General features: G+C 63.8%; 14 protein-coding genes. 11 read left to right on the top strand and 3 right to left on the bottom strand.

Annotation, left to right across the window (positions count from 1 at the left end; all coding sequences use genetic code 11):
• The first annotated feature begins 279 nt into the window (after positions 1-279).
• The 6 genes from APH27_RS02565 to prpD all read left to right on the top strand — a co-directional run bounded on the left by APH27_RS02565 (position 280) and on the right by prpD (position 8,751).
• Entirely contained in the window at positions 280-996 is a 717-nt protein-coding gene (locus APH27_RS02565) for a GntR family transcriptional regulator (RefSeq protein ID WP_060483893.1), read from the top strand.
• Complete coding sequence (gene prpB / locus APH27_RS02560) at positions 993-1,883, top strand: methylisocitrate lyase (protein ID WP_027919649.1); 891 nt, start codon at positions 993-995, stop codon at positions 1,881-1,883. The genes APH27_RS02565 and prpB overlap by 4 nt, the downstream gene beginning before the upstream one ends.
• A 142-nt stretch (positions 1,884-2,025) precedes the next feature.
• Positions 2,026-3,153: a 2-methylcitrate synthase gene (prpC, locus tag APH27_RS02555; protein ID WP_060483892.1), complete on the top strand. Its 1,128-nt coding sequence runs from the start codon at positions 2,026-2,028 to the stop codon at positions 3,151-3,153.
• Positions 3,154-3,316: 163 nt separating this feature from the next.
• On the top strand, positions 3,317-5,905 hold the full coding sequence (gene acnD, locus APH27_RS02550; protein WP_027919651.1) for a Fe/S-dependent 2-methylisocitrate dehydratase AcnD: 2,589 nt from the start codon (positions 3,317-3,319) through the stop codon (positions 5,903-5,905).
• 13 nt (positions 5,906-5,918) lie between these two features.
• A complete protein-coding gene (prpF, locus tag APH27_RS02545; protein ID WP_060483891.1) occupies positions 5,919-7,109 on the top strand; it encodes a 2-methylaconitate cis-trans isomerase PrpF in 1,191 nt (396 codons plus the stop codon).
• A gap of 157 nt (positions 7,110-7,266) precedes the next feature.
• Positions 7,267-8,751: a 2-methylcitrate dehydratase gene (gene prpD, locus APH27_RS02540; protein WP_060483890.1), complete on the top strand. Its 1,485-nt coding sequence runs from the start codon at positions 7,267-7,269 to the stop codon at positions 8,749-8,751.
• A gap of 175 nt (positions 8,752-8,926) precedes the next feature.
• Here prpD and acnB read toward each other — a convergent pair whose 3' ends face one another.
• Positions 8,927-11,536 carry a bifunctional aconitate hydratase 2/2-methylisocitrate dehydratase gene (gene acnB, locus APH27_RS02535; RefSeq protein WP_027919654.1) on the bottom strand — a complete coding sequence of 870 codons (2,610 nt, stop codon included), beginning with the start codon at positions 11,534-11,536 and terminating at the stop codon, positions 8,927-8,929.
• Positions 11,537-11,940: 404 nt separating this feature from the next.
• On the opposite strand from acnB, the gene APH27_RS02530 reads away from it, so the two are divergent.
• The gene (locus APH27_RS02530) at positions 11,941-12,420 is read left to right on the top strand and encodes a DUF1289 domain-containing protein (protein ID WP_027919655.1); all 480 of its coding nucleotides are present in this window, start codon (positions 11,941-11,943) and stop codon (positions 12,418-12,420) included.
• Between the two features lie 21 nt (positions 12,421-12,441).
• Here APH27_RS02530 and queD read toward each other — a convergent pair whose 3' ends face one another.
• A complete protein-coding gene (queD, locus tag APH27_RS02525; RefSeq protein ID WP_012271598.1) occupies positions 12,442-12,798 on the bottom strand; it encodes a 6-carboxytetrahydropterin synthase QueD in 357 nt (118 codons plus the stop codon).
• A gap of 53 nt (positions 12,799-12,851) precedes the next feature.
• Complete coding sequence (locus APH27_RS02520) at positions 12,852-13,931, bottom strand: patatin-like phospholipase family protein (protein ID WP_027919656.1); 1,080 nt, start codon at positions 13,929-13,931, stop codon at positions 12,852-12,854.
• A 152-nt stretch (positions 13,932-14,083) separates the two neighbouring features.
• Between APH27_RS02520 and APH27_RS02515 the strand changes: the two genes are divergently transcribed.
• Genes APH27_RS02515 through APH27_RS02500 form a run of 4 tightly spaced genes read left to right on the top strand, consistent with a single transcriptional unit; the run spans position 14,084 to position 16,692 of the window.
• A complete protein-coding gene (locus tag APH27_RS02515; RefSeq protein WP_027919657.1) occupies positions 14,084-14,392 on the top strand; it encodes a PepSY domain-containing protein in 309 nt (102 codons plus the stop codon).
• Positions 14,392-14,706, top strand: coding sequence for a PepSY domain-containing protein (locus APH27_RS02510; RefSeq protein WP_060483889.1), 315 nt, complete (start codon positions 14,392-14,394; stop codon positions 14,704-14,706). The genes APH27_RS02515 and APH27_RS02510 overlap by 1 nt, the downstream gene beginning before the upstream one ends.
• 1 nt (position 14,707) lies before the next feature.
• Positions 14,708-15,376 (top strand): response regulator transcription factor, encoded by a 669-nt coding sequence (locus tag APH27_RS02505; protein ID WP_027919659.1) that lies wholly within the window; start codon positions 14,708-14,710, stop codon positions 15,374-15,376.
• A complete protein-coding gene (locus APH27_RS02500) occupies positions 15,373-16,692 on the top strand; it encodes a sensor histidine kinase (protein ID WP_027919660.1) in 1,320 nt (439 codons plus the stop codon). The genes APH27_RS02505 and APH27_RS02500 overlap by 4 nt, the downstream gene beginning before the upstream one ends.
• Positions 16,693-16,717: the final 25 nt, after the last annotated feature.

Here is a 16,717-nt window from a genome sequence, read left to right as displayed (position 1 = left end):
CTGTGCAGGGTTCGGGGCAAAGGTGACTGGCAACGACTGCGCAAGCTTCCTCGTTCATCTGTCAACAACATGAATTGATGACAAACACACCATCCATACTCCGTTGGAGGCGCGGCATTCTATCACGCCGTCGTATTGACGCCAGCGTGCCGCGATCTGACAACGCCATCACTCGGTAAGTTCGTTCTTAGACGATTGTCGACAATATTCATTTTGTCTTTGACTGAGAGCCTCTGATTCGCTAGTTTCTGCTCAAGCGATTAGTAAGGTGTCGACAATATGCTGGACCTCACCACACCAAGCCCGGCCGAGGCAGACGAAACGGAAACCTTGTCCGAGAATGTCTTCCGGCGCATCCAGGCGGCAATCGTCAAGGGCGACATCGCCCCGGGCAGCAAGATCTCCGAGCCGGAGCTGGCGCGCACCTATGGCATCAGCCGCGGCCCGCTGCGCGAGGCCATTCATCGGCTGGAGGGCCAGCGCCTGCTGGTGCGGGTGCCACATGTCGGGGCGCGGGTGGTGTCGCTCAACCATGCCGAGCTGATCGAGCTGTACGAGATCCGCGAATCGCTGGAAGGCATGGCCTGCCGCCTTGCGGCCGAGCGCATGAGCCAGGCCGACATCGACGAGCTGCGCCGGGTGCTCGACACCCACGAGCGCGATGCCGCGTTCCAGGCCGGGCTGGGCTATTACCAGCAGGAAGGCGACTACGACTTTCATTACCGGATCATCCAGGGCAGCGGCAACCAGACCCTGGTCAAGATGCTCTGCGGCGAGCTGTACCAGCTGGTGCGTATGTACCGTATCCAGTTTTCCGCCACACCCAACCGGCCGCGCCAGGCCTTTGCCGAACACCACCGCATTCTCGATGCCATCGCCGACCGTGACGGCGAGCTGGCCGAACTCCTGATGCGCCGCCACATCGGCGCGTCCAAGCGCAACATCGAGCGTCACTACCTGGACGCCAACAACAACAGCCCACGAGGTGAGAAATGACTGTGAAGAGCACCCCCGGTCAGCGTTTCCGCGACGCCGTTGCCGCCGAACACCCGCTGCAAGTGGTCGGCGCGATCAACGCCAACCATGCACTGCTGGCCAAGCGTGCCGGTTTCAAGGCCATCTACCTGTCCGGTGGCGGTGTTGCCGCGGGCTCCCTGGGCCTGCCTGACCTGGGCATCAGTGGCCTGGATGACGTGCTGACCGATGTGCGCCGCATCACCGACGTCTGCGATGTACCTTTGCTGGTGGATGTCGACACCGGTTTCGGCGCGTCGGCCTTCAACGTCGCCCGCACCGTGCGCTCGATGTGCAAGTTCGGCGCTGCGGCCATCCACATCGAAGACCAGGTCGGTGCCAAGCGCTGTGGCCACCGCCCGAACAAGGAAATCGTCACACAGCAGGAGATGGTCGACCGTATCAAGGCCGCGGTGGATGCCCGCACCGATGACAGCTTCGTCATCATGGCGCGCACCGACGCCTTGGCGGTGGAAGGCCTGAACGCTGCCCTGGACCGGGCTGCCGCGTGCATCGAGGCTGGCGCCGACATGATCTTCCCGGAAGCCATCACCGAACTTTCGATGTACAAGACCTTCGCCGACCGGGTGCAGGCACCTATCCTGGCCAATATCACCGAATTCGGCGCCACCCCGCTTTACACCACCGAAGAACTGGCCTCGGTCGATGTGTCGCTGGTGCTGTACCCGCTGTCGGCGTTCCGCGCCATGAACAAGGCGGCGGAGAATGTCTATACCGCACTGCGCCGCGACGGTACGCAGAAGAACGTGATCGACACCATGCAGACCCGCATGGAGCTCTACGATGCCATTGGTTACCACGCCTTCGAGCAGAGCCTCGACGCGTTGTTTGCCCAGAAGAAAGGTTGAATGTGTGCTGGCTTCTTCGCGGGTGATGCCGCTCCCTCAGGTAACTTGTAGGGGCGGGTTTACCCGCGAAGAGGCCGGCCCAGGCAATCACCCGAATTAGCCAGATCGCTTCCTATAACAAGTTCAAGAAAGGAGAAACACCATGGCCGAAGCAAAAGTACTCAGTGGCGCTGGCCTGCGTGGCCAGGTGGCCGGCCAGACTGCACTGTCGACCGTGGGCCAGGCCGGTGCCGGGCTGACCTACCGTGGTTACGACGTCCGTGACCTGGCCGCCGGTGCCGAATTCGAAGAAGTCGCTTACCTGCTGCTGTACGGCGAGCTGCCGAGCAAGGCGGAACTTGCCGATTACAAGCGCAAGCTCAAGGGCCTGCGTGACCTGCCGCAGGCGCTGAAGGAAGTGCTCGAGCGCATCCCCCGCGATGCCCACCCGATGGATGTGATGCGTACCGGTTGCTCGGTGCTGGGTACCCTGGAGCCGGAGCTGACTTTCGACGCCCAGCGCGAGAAAACCGACCGCCTGCTGGCGCTGTTCCCGGCGGTGATGTGCTACTGGTACCGCTTCACTCACCACGGCGTACGCATCGACTGCACCAGCGACGAAGACACCCTCGGCGGCCACTTCCTGCACCTGCTGCACGGCAAGAAGCCGAGCGAGCTGCATGTCAAGGTGATGAACGTGTCGCTGATCCTCTATGCCGAGCACGAGTTCAACGCCTCGACCTTCACCGCGCGGGTCTGCGCATCGACCCTGTCCGACCTGTATTCCTGCGTCACTGCCGCCATCGGCTCGCTGCGTGGCCCGCTGCACGGTGGTGCCAACGAAGCGGCGATGGAGCTGATCGAGCGCTTCCAGAGCCCGCAGGAAGCCACCGCCGAACTGCTGCGCATGCTCGAGCGCAAGGACAAGATCATGGGCTTCGGCCATGCGATCTACAAAGAGTCCGACCCGCGTAACGAGGTGATCAAGGGCTGGTCGAAGCAGCTTGCCGACCAGGTCGGTGACACGGTCCTGTACCCGGTTTCCGAAGCCATCGACAAGACGATGTGGGAGCAGAAGCGCCTGTTCCCCAACGCTGACTTCTACCATGCCTCGGCGTACCACTTCATGGGCATTCCGACCAAGCTGTTCACCCCCATCTTCGTCTGCTCGCGCCTGACCGGCTGGGCTGCGCATGTGTTCGAGCAGCGCGCCAACAACCGCATCATCCGCCCGAGCGCCGAGTATGTCGGCGTCGAGCAGCGCCAGTTCGTGCCAATCGAGCAGCGCTGAGTCAAAGACCGTTGGGGCTGCTGCGCAGCCCTTTCGCGACACAAGGCCGCTCCTACAGGGACGGTGTTGTACTTGTGAGGGCGGCCTTGTGTCGCGAAAGGGGCGCGCAGCGCCCCCAGGCCTGACCTGCTTACCGAATACCGTGACCGAGCCTGATAACGATATGAACACTGCATACCGCAAGAACCTGCCAGGCACCGCCCTGGACTATTTCGACGCACGCGCTGCGGTCGAGGCAATCAAGCCCGGTGCCTACGACAGCCTGCCGTACACCTCCCGCGTGCTCGCCGAGAACCTGGTGCGCCGCTGCGATCCGGCGACCCTCGACGCCTCCCTGGGCCAGCTGATCGAGCGCAAGCGCGACCTCGACTTCCCATGGTTCCCGGCCCGCGTGGTGTGCCATGACATCCTTGGCCAGACCGCCTTGGTCGATCTCGCCGGCCTGCGTGATGCCATCGCCGACAAAGGCGGTGACCCGGCCGCAGTCAACCCGGTGGTGCCGGTGCAGCTGATCGTCGACCACTCCCTGGCCGTGGAGTGCGGTGGTTTCGACCCGCAGGCGTTCGAGAAGAACCGCGCCATCGAAGACCGCCGTAACGAAGACCGCTTCCACTTCATCAACTGGACCAAGAAGGCGTTCAAGAACGTCGACGTGATCCAGCCCGGCAACGGCATCATGCACCAGATCAACCTGGAGAAAATGTCGCCGGTCATTCACAGCGACCGCGGCGTGGCCTACCCGGATACCTGCGTCGGCACCGACAGCCACACCCCGCATGTCGACGCGCTGGGCGTGATCGCCATTGGTGTCGGCGGCCTGGAAGCCGAAAACGTCATGCTCGGCCGTGCCTCGTGGATGCGCCTGCCGGAGATCGTCGGCGTCGAGCTGACCGGCAAGCTGGCGCCTAACATCACCGCCACCGACCTGGTACTGGCCCTCACCGAATTCCTGCGCAAGCAGAAAGTCGTCGGTGCCTACCTCGAGTTCCATGGCGAAGGGGCGCGCGCCCTGACCCTGGGCGACCGTGCCACCATTTCCAACATGGCGCCGGAATACGGCGCCACGGCGGCGATGTTCGCCATCGACCAGCAGACCATCGACTACCTCAAGCTGACCGGTCGCGACGACCAGCAAGTGCAGCTGGTGGAGACCTACGCCAAGGTCGCCGGCCTGTGGGCTGACAGCCTGGCCAAGGCCGAATACGAGCGTACCCTGAGCTTTGACCTGTCGAGCGTGGTGCGCAACATGGCCGGCCCGTCCAACCCGCATGCCCGTGTCGCTACCAGCGACCTGGCGGCCAAGGGCATCGCCGGCGCCTGGGAAGAAGTGCCGGGGCAGATGCCCGACGGCGCAGTGATCATTGCCGCCATCACCAGTTGCACCAACACCAGCAACCCGCGCAACGTGATTGCCGCAGGCCTGCTGGCGCGCAACGCCAACAAGCTGGGCCTCAGCCGCAAGCCGTGGGTCAAGTCGTCGCTGGCGCCGGGCTCCAAGGCTGTGCAGTTGTACCTGGAAGAGGCGGGGTTGGAAAAGGAACTGGAACAACTGGGCTTTGGTATCGTCGCCTTCGCCTGCACCACCTGCAACGGCATGTCGGGTGCACTGGACCCCGTGATCCAGCAGGAAATCATCGACCGCGACCTGTACGCCACCGCCGTGCTGTCGGGTAACCGCAACTTCGACGGGCGCATCCACCCTTACGCCAAGCAGGCGTTCCTCGCGTCGCCGCCACTGGTGGTGGCCTACGCGATTGCCGGCACCATCCGCTTCGACATCGAGAAAGATGTGCTGGGCGTGGTCGACGGCAAGGAAATCCGCCTCAAGGACATCTGGCCCAGCGACGAGGAAATTGACGCCGTGGTGCGTGCGGCGGTCAAGCCGGAGCAGTTCCGCAAGGTCTATATCCCGATGTTCGCCATCGAGGAAGACCGCGGTCCGAAAGTCGCGCCGCTGTACGACTGGCGCCCGATGAGCACCTATATCCGCCGCCCGCCTTACTGGGAAGGTGCCCTGGCCGGCGAGCGGACCCTGCGTGGCATGCGCCCGCTGGCGGTGCTACCGGACAACATCACCACCGACCACCTGTCGCCGTCCAACGCCATCCTGCTCGACAGCGCCGCGGGTGAGTACCTGGCGAAGATGGGCCTGCCCGAAGAGGACTTCAACTCCTATGCCACACACCGTGGCGACCACCTGACCGCCCAGCGCGCCACCTTCGCCAACCCCAAGCTGTTCAACGAAATGGTGCGCAAGGATGACGGCAGCGTGAAGCAGGGTTCGCTGGCGCGCATCGAGCCCGAAGGCAAGGTGACGCGCATGTGGGAGGCCATCGAGACCTACATGGAGCGCAAGCAGCCGCTGATCATCGTCGCCGGTGGCGACTATGGCCAGGGTTCGTCCCGCGACTGGGCGGCCAAAGGGGTGCGCCTGGCCGGTGTCGAAGCGATCGTCGCCGAAGGCTTCGAGCGCATTCACCGCACCAACCTGGTGGGCATGGGGGTGTTGCCGCTGGAGTTCAAGCCGGGCACTGACCGCAAGACCCTGGGCCTGGATGGCAGCGAGACCTATGACGTGCTCGGCGAGCGCAAGCCGCGGGCGACCCTGACCCTGGTGGTGACACGGCGCAATGGCGAGCGTGTGGAGGTGCCAGTGACCTGCCGCCTGGACACTGCCGAGGAAGTGTCGATCTACGAAGCGGGCGGGGTGCTGCAGCGCTTTGCCCAGGACTTCCTCGAAGCGACCGCTTGAACAGGACTTGAACATGGCACATGTAGCGCAAGTGAAAATTCCCGCCACGTACATCCGTGGCGGCACCAGCAAAGGCGTGTTCTTCCGCCTGCAGGACCTGCCGGAACCGGCTCAGGTCCCAGGCCCGGCGCGTGACGCGCTGCTGTTGCGGGTAATCGGCAGCCCCGACCCATATGCCAAGCAGATCGACGGCATGGGCGGCGCCACCTCGAGCACCAGCAAGACGGTCATCCTGTCGAAGAGCATCAAGCCCGGGCACGATGTCGACTACCTGTTCGGCCAGGTCGCCATCGACAAGGCCTTCGTCGACTGGAGCGGCAACTGCGGCAACCTCTCTGCTGCGGTCGGCTCGTTCGCCATCAGCAACGGCCTGGTCGACCCGGCGCGCATTCCGCGCAACGGCATGGCCACGGTGCGCATCTGGCAAGCCAACATCGGCAAGACCATCATTGCCCATGTGCCGATCACCGAAGGTGAGGTGCAGGAAACCGGCGACTTCGAACTGGACGGGGTGACCTTCCCCGCCGCCGAAGTGCAGCTTGAGTTCCTCGACCCGGCCGCCGACGAGGATGGCGATGGCGGTGCGATGTTCCCCACCGGCAACCTGGTAGACGACCTGGAAGTGCCGGGTATCGGTACCTTCAAGGCCACCTTGATCAACGCCGGTATCCCGACTGTGTTCGTCAATGCCGCCGACATCGGTTACACCGGCACTGAATTGCAGGATGCGATCAACGGCGACCCCGAGGCGCTGCTGCGTTTCGAGACCATCCGCGCCTACGGCGCCGTGCGCATGGGCCTGATCGAGCATGTCGACCAGGCTGCCGGGCGTCAGCACACACCGAAGGTGGCTTTCGTTGCGCCGCCGAGCACCTACACTGCGTCCAGTGGCAAGGCAGTTGCGGCCGCTGACATCGACTTGTTGGTGCGTGCGTTGTCCATGGGCAAGCTGCACCACGCGATGATGGGGACCGCTGCCGTGGCCATTGGTACCGCTGCAGCCATTCCAGGCACGCTGGTCAACCTCGCTGCGGGTGGGGGTGAACGCAGTGCCGTGCGGTTTGGCCACCCGTCCGGCACCTTGCGGGTCGGGGCCGAGGCGCGTCAGGTGGATGGCGAGTGGACGGTGACCAAGGCAATCATGAGCCGCAGTGCTCGCGTGCTGATGGAGGGCTGGGTTCGCGTGCCTGGCGATAGCTTCTAACGCACCACTGGCGCTCGGCTTTCGTTAGCTGGGGCTGCTTTGCAGCCCTTTCGCGACCCACGGCCGCTCCTACAGGAGTACACGGTCTCTTGCAGGAGCGGCCTTGGGTTGCGAAAGGGTCGCGAAGCGGCCCCGGCAATTCCGAAGGGAGCTGGCTATGAGCGCCAACGTGGACCTGAACGACCGCCCGGACTACGACCGGGTGCTGCAAACCCTGGCCGACTACGCCCTCGGCTACCGGGTCGAATCCCCTGAAGCCTTGGATACCGCGCGCAACTGCCTGATGGACACCCTCGGCTGTGGCCTGCTGGCGCTGCGCTTCCCCGAATGCACCAAGCTCCTCGGTCCGCTGGTGGAAGGCACCGTAGTGCCCAATGGTGCGCGCGTTCCCGGTACCGCTTACCGCCTCGACCCGGTCAAGGCAGCCTGGGACATCGGCTGCACCGTGCGTTGGCTGGACTACAACGACACTTGGCTGGCTGCAGAGTGGGCGCACCCTTCTGACAACCTTGGCGGCATCCTGGCGGTTGCCGATCACCTGTCGCAGAAACGTGTGGCCAGCGGCGAGGCACCGCTGCTGATGCGTGACGTGCTCGAAGCCATGGTCATGGCCCATGAGATCCAGGGCGTACTGGCACTGGAGAACTCGTTCAATCGCGTCGGCCTCGATCACGTGATACTGGTCAAGGTGGCCTCGGCCGCCGTATGCGCCCGGCTGATGGGTGCCAATCGCGAACAGATGCTCTCGGCGCTTTCCCATGCATTCGTCGATGGCCAGGCATTGCGCACTTACCGCCATGCGCCCAATGCCGGCTCTCGCAAGTCCTGGGCGGCGGGTGACGCCTCCAGCCGGGGCGTGCGCCTGGCTGATATCGCGCTGCGTGGCGAAATGGGCGTGCCAGGGGTGCTGACTGCGGCGCAGTGGGGTTTCCACGACGTCTCGTTCAGCCACACCAACAAGGACCTGGCGGTAAAACCTGCCGGCCAGTATGAGCTGCGCCTGCCGCAACCCTTGGCCAGTTACGTGATGGAGAATGTGCTGTTCAAGGTCAGCTTCCCAGCCGAGTTCCACGCCCAGACGGCCTGCGAAGCGGCGGTGACCCTGCACCCGCTGGTGCGTAACCGCCTGCATGAAATCGACCGCATCGTCATCACCACCCAAGAGTCGGCGATCCGCATCATTTCCAAGCGAGGCCCGCTGGCCAATGCTGCCGACCGTGATCACTGCCTGCAGTACATGGTGGCGGTGCCGCTGATCTTCGGCCACCTGGTGGCCGAGCATTATGAAGATGCCTTCCATGCCAATCACCCCAGCATCGATCGCTTGCGCGAGAAGATGGAGGTGGTCGAAGACCCGCGCTTCAGCCGTGAGTATCTGGAGCCGGACAAGCGCTCGATTGCCAACGCCGTGCAGGTGTTCTTCAAGGATGGCAGCAGTACAGAGCAGGTGCTGGTGGAGTACCCGATCGGGCATCGGCGGCGGCGCGAGGAGGGGATACCGCTGCTGGAGGCCAAGTTCAAGGGCAACCTGGCGACGCGCTTTGTGCGCCAGCGCTGCGAAGCGATTTTTGAACTGTGCAAGGACCAGCAAAGGCTGGAACAGATGGCAGTGCACAGGTTTGTCGACCTGTTCGTGATTTGAGGTTTCTCATGCCGGCCTCTTCGCGGGTAAACCCGCTCCTACAGGTTCGCCACAGGATTTGACTGCTGTGGTGATCCTGTAGGAGCGGGTTTACCCGCGAAGAGGCCGGCATAGGCTGAAACAAGAAAGCCCCGGCATCGCTGCCGGGGCTTTCTTTTACTGCATGTAGCTCAGCTTACGCCTGAACCACCGGGATCTTGGCGTTGGCAGCCGCTTCACGGAACTCGGCGATCTGGTCGAAGCTCAGGTAGCGGTAAACGTCGGCAGCCATGCTGTCGATGTCTTTCGCGTACTGCATGTACTCTTCGACGGTCGGCAGCTTGCCGATGATCGAAGCGACGGCAGCCAGCTCGGCCGAGGCCAGGTACACGTTGGTGGCGTCGCCCAGACGGTTCGGGAAGTTACGGGTCGAGGTGGAGACCACGGTCGAACCGGTCTGCACACGTGCCTGGTTACCCATGCACAGCGAGCAGCCTGGCATTTCCATGCGCGCACCGGCTTTGCCGTAGATGCCGTAGTAGCCTTCTTCGGTCAGCTGGTGGGCGTCCATCTTGGTTGGCGGGGCCAGCCACAGACGGGTCGGAATACCGCCCTTGACCTTGTCCAGCAGCTTGCCGGCAGCGCGGAAGTGACCGATGTTGGTCATGCACGAACCGATGAACACTTCGTCGATCTTCTCGCCCTGTACCGAGGACAGCAGGCGGGCATCGTCCGGGTCGTTCGGCGCGCAGAGCACAGGCTCCTTGACGTCGGCCAGGTCGATTTCGATGATTTCGGCGTATTCGGCATCGGCGTCGGCCGACAGCAGCTCAGGCTTGGCCAGCCAGGCTTCCATGGCCTGGGCGCGACGCTCCAGGGTGCGGGCATCGCCGTAGCCTTCGCCGATCATCCAGCGCAGCAGGGTGATGTTGGACTGCAGGTATTCGGCGATGGCCTTTTCCGGCAGCTTGATGGTGCAGCCAGCAGCGGAACGCTCAGCCGAGGCGTCGGACAGCTCGAAGGCTTGCTCGACGGTCAGTTCGTCCAGGCCTTCGATTTCCAGGATGCGGCCGGAGAAGGCGTTTTTCTTGCCCTTCTTCTCGACGGTCAGCAGGCCCTTCTGGATGGCGTAGTAAGGGATGGCATGGACCAGGTCACGCAAGGTGATGCCTGGCTGCATTTTGCCCTTGAAGCGCACCAGGATCGATTCTGGCATGTCCAGCGGCATGACGCCGGTGGCGGCGGCGAAGGCCACCAGGCCGGAACCGGCCGGGAACGAGATGCCGATCGGGAAGCGGGTGTGCGAGTCGCCACCGGTACCCACGGTGTCAGGCATCAGCATGCGGTTCAGCCAGCTGTGGATGATGCCGTCGCCTGGGCGCAGCGACACGCCGCCACGGGTGCGGATGAAGTCTGGCAGGGTGTGGTGGGTGGTGACGTCGATCGGCTTCGGATAAGCCGCGGTGTGGCAGAACGACTGCATCACCAGGTCAGCGGAGAAGCCCAGGCACGCCAGGTCTTTCAGCTCGTCACGGGTCATCGGGCCAGTGGTGTCCTGGGAACCGACGGTGGTCATCTTCGGCTCGCAGTAGGCACCTGGGCGTACGCCCTGGCCTTCCGGCATGCCGCAGGCACGGCCGACCATCTTCTGCGCCAGGGTGAAGCCCTTGCCGGTGTCGGCTGGCTGCTCTGGCTTCTTGAACAGGTCGGATGGGCCCTGGCCCAGCTCGGCGCGGGCTTTTTCGGTCAGGCCACGGCCGACGATCAGCGGGATACGGCCGCCGGCGCGGACTTCGTCGAGCAGCACTTCGGTTTTCAGTGCGAACTCGGTGACCAGCTCGTCGCTGCCGTGGCGGCGCACTTCACCTTTGAACGGGTAAACGTCGATGACGTCGCCCATGGCCAGGTTGGTGCAGTCGAATTCGATCGGCAGGGCGCCGGCGTCTTCCATGGTGTTGTAGAAGATCGGGGCGATCTTGGTGCCGAAGCAGAAGCCACCGGCGCGCTTGTTCGGCACGTACGGGATGTCGTCGCCGAAGAACCACAGCACCGAGTTGGTGGCGGATTTACGCGAGGAACCGGTACCGACCACGTCACCGACGTAGGCAACCGGGAAGCCCTTGGCCTTGACCGCTTCGATCTGCGCCAGCGGGCCGACCGAACCAGGCTGAGAAGGCTCGATGCCGTCACGGGCCATTTTCAGCATGGCCAGGGCGTGCAGCGGGATGTCAGGGCGCGACCAGGCGTCCGGAGCAGGGGACAGGTCGTCGGTGTTGGTTTCGCCAGGCACCTTGAACACGGTCAGGGTGTACTTGTCGGCGATGGCCGGACGCGAGGTGAACCACTCGCCGGCAGCCCAGGACTCCAGCACGGCCTTGGCGTGAACGTTGCCGGCCTTGGCTTTTTCGGCCACGTCGTGGAAGGCATCGAACATCAGCAGGGTGTGCTTGAGCTGTTCGGCCGCGACGGCGCCCAGTTCGGCGTCGTCGAGCAGCGCGACCAGCGTCTCGATGTTGTAGCCGCCCTGCATGGTGCCCAGCAGTTCAGCGGCGTGCTTGCGGTCGATCAGTGGCGACTTGGCTTCGCCCTTGGCCACGGCGGAGAGGAAAGCGGCCTTGACGTAGGCAGCTTCGTCGACCCCTGGTGGAACGCGGTTGGTGATCAGGTCTACGAGGAAGGCTTCTTCGCCGGCCGGCGGGTTTTTCAGCAGCTCGACCAGGCCTGCAGTTTGTTCGGCGTTCAGCGGCTGGGGCACGATACCCAGGGCGGCACGCTCTTCGATGTGTTTGCGGTAGGCTTCAAGCACAGTTATTACCCTCATCAGTGGTCCCTAAAGGGAGTCCGGGACGCTCATCCAGCATTCAGTGCACCCATGCGCTGCCACGGCTTTGTGGGCCGCCCAGCCAGAGTCGCAAAGAATCCTTACAGAAGCTGCTTTCAAAGTTTTACGCCTGCAGAACGGGAGCTGATGAGGGCTGGCGCGGGCATGCGAGGGTGCATGGCCCGGGCCAACGCCGTTCTACCGGATGAACTGTGCTCGTGACGCTTTGAAAACAGCTTCCAACGGACATTGTTGCCTTGAAAAGGCGGGATGATTCTACGGCAAATTGTCGCGGAAGGTAAGGCGGCGATCATGACTTTAACGAGTGACCGTGGTTAGACAAAGGGCTAACATGGGCCCGTGTTCCACCGCCAAGCCGTTGTTTTTCCATGTCCAACCAGTCCATCAAGACCCCTTGCGTCGGCCTTTGCTCCACGGTGTATGGAGACACGGTGTGCCGTGGCTGCAAGCGTTTCCACCATGAAGTGATCCACTGGAACGGCTACGACGAGGCGCAGAAGCGCGCCGTGTGGCTGCGCCTGGAGCAGCTTTTGGCACAGGTGATGATGGCCAAGCTGGAAGTGTTCGACAAAAACGTGCTGCGCCAGCAGTTGCAGCAGCGCTCGATCCGCTTCGTCGAACAGCAGTCGGAATATTGCTGGGCCTATCAGCTGATCGCGCGCGGGGCGCGGATGATCCGCGATCTGGAGGCTTACGGCATGGCGCTGCTGCCGGAGTTTCGCGACTGGGAACTGCCGCAACTGCGCGATGCCATCGATCGCGAGTTCTTCCTGTTGTCCGAAGCGCACTACCAGCGCTACATCGCCCCCAGCTTCCTGCGCGATGCGGTGGGCGACGGGCAGGGCTGAGACCCTGCCCGCATCGGCGAATCAGTCGCCGGTGTACTCGCAGCCGCTGGTGCAGGTTTCGTGGATGCGCACCTTGGACAGCTCAGGCATCAACGGCTTGACCTGGTCCCAGATCCACTTGGCGATCACTTCGCTGGTGGGGTTTTCCAGGCCTGGGATGTCGTTCAGGTAGTTGTGGTCCAACTGCTCGTAGATCGGCTTGAAGATCGCCTTGACCTCGGCGAAGTCACGAATCCAGCCGGTGTGCGGGTCCAGCGGGCCGGTCAGGTGCAGGCCGACCTTGAACGAGTGGCCATGCAGGCGGCCGCACTTGTGGCCTTCCGGAACGTGAGGGAGGCGGTGGGCCGATTCGAAAGTGAATTCCTTGAAGATTTCCACGCTGTCATAACTCTGTGTGAATCAATAATGTGCGCAGTCTACCAGCATGGCCACTACAAGGCTTGCAGGCGTTCGTGCAGCCGCCCGGTGGCTATCAGTTCCAGTAGTTCGTCGCCCAGCCGCTGGCTTTCGGCGATCGCCTGGTACCAGTAGCGCTTGCGGCTCGGCGCATCGCCCATGAAACGCTTGAAATCGTTGCGGTCGGGCAGTTTGCCGTAGGGCAGGGCGGCCAGGTACTGCGGCGACGGGGTCATCAGCAGCACGTTCTGCAGGCGCGTGGCGTCACCCTTGCGCCAGGGCAGTGCCTTGTCGAACCAGCCGGGCACCACCTTGTCGGTGAAGTGTGGGTACAGCACCAGGTCGTCACCGCGGTAGGGCAGGTCGAGGTGGTAGTCGAGCAGGCCGCCGTCGCGGTACGTGCCGGCGCCCGCGCCGGGAATGTCGCGCACACCTTCCATCACCATCGGGATCGAGCCCGAGGCGAGCAGGGCGTGGCGCAGGTTGGCCAGGTCCAGCGGCAGGCAGCGCGAGGGAAAGTCGGTGAGGGCGTCAAGCGGCGGTGCACTGCGCGCATCGTGCAGGATGACGCGCTCGAAGTGCCGGGCCAGGCGCGCGCGCCCCAGCAGGTTGCTGGCGATCACCGAACCCAGGCCCATGCCCAGGCGGCCACGATGGTCGTGGGCGAGCTGGCCGTGGCTTTTCACCACCAGGATGTTCAGGCGGTAGTGCGGGTTGGCGAGGATCTGGCCGTCGCGGCCCTGCAGCAGGTCGTCGAGCATCCGCTGGCAGCTGCGGCTGATTTCGGCGGGGGTGACGCCCTTGGCGAAGTCCTGCTCGGTGTACAACTCGCCCAGGCGGCGGATGCCGGCCACCGGGTCGTCGAGGCAGGCGCTGGCGAAGCGCCAGGAGCCGATCGAGGCGCCGATCAGTGCGCGTTGCCGCGGTGCCGCTGGCAGCCATTCACCGAACAGGGCCAGGTCCAGGCCCTGGATGCCCAGCGGCTTTGGCCCGCCCGCAGCACCTGGCAATACACCCACATCGGCCGCCTGCAGGCCACGTTCGCGAATTTGCTGCAGCGCGCGCTGGCCAGCCTTGAAGGTGAGTGCAGGGAATTTGATGTGAATGGCGCTCATGACGGATCTCGCAGGTAACCAGGCGGTCATTATAGGGGCTTGATACCACTACAGCTGCGCTATCATGGCGCCAGCTGTTTTCAGGTTGAATTAAGGACCGCTGTTTAGTCTTAACCCCGTAGACAACTTGAACGTCGCTCAGGAGAGCCACCATGAAAACCTTGACTGCCCTGTTCACCGCCGCCGCCCTTGCCCTGGGCGCCAATGCTGCCTTCGCCAAGGACGTCCAGCCTGACGAAGTGGTCAAACTGGTCAACGCCAAGACCATCAAGTCCCTGGACGAGCTCAAGGCCGCCGCCGTGGCCAAGCATCCAGGCGCCACCGTCACCGATTCGGAGCTGGAAAACGAATACGGTCGCTACATCTACAAGGTCGACCTGCGCGATACGCAAAACGTCGAGTGGGATGTCGACCTGGATGCCAAGACCGGTGAAGTGTTGAAGGACGAGCGGGACAGCTGATGATCCACTTACCCCGGCTGGCGCGGTATCTGGCGCTGTCGTTGCTGGCCGTGTGCTCGCTGGCCGTTGCCCGCGACCTGGACCAGGACCAGGCCCTGAAACTGCGCCAGAAGGGCATCATCCTGCCACTCGAGCAATTGCTGGCAACCGCCCTGGGGCGTTACCCCGGGGCGCGTTTGCTGGAGGCTGAGCTGGAAGAAGACGACGGCCGCTACGAATATGAAGTCGAACTGCTGACCAAGGAAGGTGTGGTGCGCGAGATCAAGCTTGATGCCAGCAGTGGTGTCCTGCTCAAAGATGAGGAAGACGACTGACATGCGCCTGCTGCTTGTCGAAGACAACGTGCCCCTGGCCGACGAACTGACCACCAGCCTGCAGCGCCAGGGGTATGCCATTGACTGGTTGGCCGATGGCCGCGATGCGGTTTACCAGGGCCAGAGCGAACCCTACGATCTGATAATCCTCGATCTTGGCCTGCCAGGCTTGCCGGGCCTGGAGGTGCTGGCGCAGTGGCGTGCCGGGGGGCTGGTCACGCCGGTGCTGATCCTTACGGCGCGCGGGTCGTGGGCAGAGCGTATCGAAGGCCTGAAAGCCGGGGCCGACGATTACCTGAGCAAGCCTTTTCACCCTGAGGAGCTGCAGCTGCGTATTCAGGCACTGCTGCGCCGGGCCCGCGGCTTGGCCAACCAGCCAACCCTGGAAGCTGCAGGCCTGCACCTGGATGAAAGCCGCCAATGCGTGAGTCGCGATGGCGTCGACATCCAGCTCACTGCCGCGGAATTTCGCCTGTTGCGCTACTTCATGCTGCATCCGCAGCAGATCCTGTCCAAGAGCCACCTGGCCGAGCACCTTTACGACGGCGAGACCGAGCGTGATTCCAATGTGCTGGAGGTGCACGTCAACCACCTGCGGCGCAAGCTTGGGCGCAGCGTCATCGAAACGCGTCGCGGGCAGGGTTACATCTATGCCGGGAGCACCGGGTGAAGTCCATCCAGGCGCGCCTGAGCCTGGGCCTGGTCGCCGTGCTGGTGGTGGTCGGCGTGGTGCTCGCGCAGCTGACCCTGTGGCTGTTCGAGGCTGGTTTGCAGCGCTACCTGGAAAACGGCCTGCGCAAGGAAAGCGAGAACCTGCTGGTGGCGCTGGTGCGCGGGCCGTCTGGCCTGCAGCTGGATGAACGGCGCATTTCCGCGGCTTACCAGCGGCCTTTCTCGGGCTACTACTTCCGTATCGACTTCGACCAGGGTACCTGGCGCTCGCGTTCGCTGTGGGACCTGGACATGCCCAAGCCGGCCGCGCCGGGGCTGTCCGATAGCCATGAGCTGGGCCCGGAAGGCCAGCAATTGCTGGCATTGCGCGCCGATTACCGGCGCCTGGGCCAGAACATCTCGATCAGCGTGGCGCAAGACTATTCGCCAGTACGCGAGGGTTTTCGTCGGCTGCAGCAGATCGGCCTGGGCATGGGCCTGGTGGCATTGCTGATCGTACTGGTGCTGCAGCGCGTGACCGTGACCCGCTCGCTGCGCCCGCTGGAGCGCGCACGTCAGCAGATCGCCCAGCTGCAGCAAGGCCAGCGTTCGCAACTCGATGCCCAGGTGCCCAGCGAGCTGGCGCCGCTGGTGGGCCAGATCAACCACTTGCTCAGCCACACCGAAGACAGCCTGCGCCGTTCGCGCAATGCCTTGGGCAACCTCGGCCATGCGTTGAAGACTCCGCTGGCGGTGCTGCTCAGCCTGGCCTCCAGCGAGCGCTTGAAAGACTTGCCAGAGGTGCAGGCGCAGCTGCGTGAACAGCTGGAGCAGATCCAGCAGCGCCTGGCCCGCGAGCTGAATCGGGCGCGCCTGGCAGGCGATGCCTTGCCTGGCGCCCAGTTCGATTGTGATGCCGAGCTGCCGGGCTTGCTTGCGACCTTGGGCATGATCCATGGCGAAGGCTTGCTGCTTGAGCGCGATGTGCCGCCGGGGCTGCTGTTGCCGTGGGATCGCGAAGACGTTCTGGAACTGCTCGGTAACCTGCTGGACAACGCTTGCAAGTGGGCCGACAGCGAAGTGCGTCTGGGGATTGCGCCCACAGCCGAGGGGTATCGGTTGTGGGTCGATGATGACGGCCCCGGTATTCCCGAAAGTCAGCGGCTGCAGGTGCTGGAGCGTGGCTCGCGGCTCGATGAGCAGGTCGATGGGCATGGGCTGGGGTTAGGGATCGTGCGCGATATCGTCGAGGCCTGGGGTGGGCGGTTGGCGTTGCTTGAGAGCACCTTGGGCGGGTTGCGGGTGAGCATCGAGCTACCGCGCAAGTCGAGGTAATGCTGGGCCGCGTAGCGCCCCCAGC

It is taken from the genome of Pseudomonas sp. NBRC 111123 (assembly GCF_001320205.1).
GTDB lineage: Bacteria > Pseudomonadota > Gammaproteobacteria > Pseudomonadales > Pseudomonadaceae > Aquipseudomonas > Aquipseudomonas putida_J.
The sequence above is the reverse complement of the archived record's forward strand: the minus strand, read 5'-3'. Positions and strand labels throughout refer to the sequence as shown.

Coding starts and splice junctions, on each gene's coding strand:
- APH27_RS02565 (WP_060483893.1), top strand. CDS start 280: ATGCTGGACCTCACCACACCAAGCCCGGCCGAGGCAGACGAAACGGAA.
- prpB (WP_027919649.1), top strand. CDS start 993: ATGACTGTGAAGAGCACCCCCGGTCAGCGTTTCCGCGACGCCGTTGCC.
- prpC (WP_060483892.1), top strand. CDS start 2,026: ATGGCCGAAGCAAAAGTACTCAGTGGCGCTGGCCTGCGTGGCCAGGTG.
- acnD (WP_027919651.1), top strand. CDS start 3,317: ATGAACACTGCATACCGCAAGAACCTGCCAGGCACCGCCCTGGACTAT.
- prpF (WP_060483891.1), top strand. CDS start 5,919: ATGGCACATGTAGCGCAAGTGAAAATTCCCGCCACGTACATCCGTGGC.
- prpD (WP_060483890.1), top strand. CDS start 7,267: ATGAGCGCCAACGTGGACCTGAACGACCGCCCGGACTACGACCGGGTG.
- APH27_RS02530 (WP_027919655.1), top strand. CDS start 11,941: ATGTCCAACCAGTCCATCAAGACCCCTTGCGTCGGCCTTTGCTCCACG.
- APH27_RS02520 (WP_027919656.1), bottom strand. CDS start 13,931: ATGAGCGCCATTCACATCAAATTCCCTGCACTCACCTTCAAGGCTGGC.
- APH27_RS02515 (WP_027919657.1), top strand. CDS start 14,084: ATGAAAACCTTGACTGCCCTGTTCACCGCCGCCGCCCTTGCCCTGGGC.
- APH27_RS02510 (WP_060483889.1), top strand. CDS start 14,392: ATGATCCACTTACCCCGGCTGGCGCGGTATCTGGCGCTGTCGTTGCTG.
- APH27_RS02505 (WP_027919659.1), top strand. CDS start 14,708: ATGCGCCTGCTGCTTGTCGAAGACAACGTGCCCCTGGCCGACGAACTG.